Origin of the sequence: Acinetobacter sp. 1294596, from assembly GCF_000582925.1 — a bacterium.
GTDB classification, from domain to species: domain Bacteria; phylum Pseudomonadota; class Gammaproteobacteria; order Pseudomonadales; family Moraxellaceae; genus Acinetobacter; species Acinetobacter radioresistens.
In genome coordinates, this window is sequence record NZ_JFCC01000104.1 from 1 (window position 1) to 1,129 (window position 1,129).

At 25.3% G+C, this 1,129-nt stretch carries 1 protein-coding gene; it reads left to right on the forward strand.

Features of this window, described 5'->3' with window-relative positions:
* Positions 1–115 precede the first annotated feature (115 nt).
* Positions 116–823 (forward strand): hypothetical protein, encoded by a 708-nt coding sequence (locus tag J502_RS16030; RefSeq protein WP_034685204.1) that lies wholly within the window; start codon positions 116–118, stop codon positions 821–823.
* Positions 824–1,129: the final 306 nt, after the last annotated feature.

Genomic DNA, 1,129 nt, shown 5'->3' on the forward strand with positions numbered 1-1,129 from the left:
TAAAAATATTTAATATATAACTAAAAAATATTGCTAAGCTTAACAGTGGTATCATTAGTGGCTTCATTTCTGGCGATGAGCCTGGAGAAGGTGCGATGCATATAGAGATAACCTAATGAAAAATACTTTATTATTAATACTAGTTTTGTTAGTTTCTGGATGTTTCAATACAGCTAATACAGCTAATACAGCTAATACAGCTAATACAGCTAATACAGCTAATACAGCTAATACAGCTAATACAGCTAATACAGCTAATACAGCTAATACAGCTAATACAGCTAATACAGTTTATTATTCATATAAGAAATGCACTTTAAAAAATGTTTGTAGTGAATTTAATTACATAAAATATCAAAATAGTTATGCATTGTTTGCTTATAAGCCTCCTGTAGATGAATTTTATATAAAAATAAAAGATAATAAATATTACATTATCTATAAAAATATATTTTCAGAAGGTGTTGAAATGGGATGGGCACAAATGAAAATAGTTGCAAATAATGAAAATAATCTTATTATAGAAACTAATAATATATTTCAAACTTTAGGAAACTATAATATTATAGGCAATGGTGATAACTCTAATTATGTTCCCTCGAAAAACTATAGAAGAGATATGTATAAAATTAATGACTTCTATGATGGCTATTCTTTTAGACAATATCAAAAATTAACTTTCATAAAGAAAAATAAGCAGCTTTTACTTGATTGTAAAAACTATATGCAAGACCTAGATCCGAAGAATAATTATTCAGGTATGTTCTATAGTGTTTGTTCTGATAAGGAAAAAATTTATTTTAAAGAAATTCCAGAATTATAAATAACATGAATATTTTTATAATTATGTAAATTTAGGTGGTATTTTTAATTTCAGGATATAGATTTAATATAATAATAAAGATATATATCATTAATCATGCAAAGGTAGTAAAAGTGATTTATAAAATATTAATAGGTATGTGCTTATTGGCCTAAGTGCTTGTGATACTAAATATTTGAGTGATACTACTCATACTAAACCTATTAAACCGCGAAAAATAGAAGAGAAGTCACAAGAAAGTCTACCTACAGTAGAGAAATTGAAGATTAGTAAGGATATTAAGGAAAAACTAGATAATAAAATTTA

Coding starts and splice junctions, on each gene's coding strand:
- J502_RS16030 (WP_034685204.1), top strand. CDS start 116: ATGAAAAATACTTTATTATTAATACTAGTTTTGTTAGTTTCTGGATGT.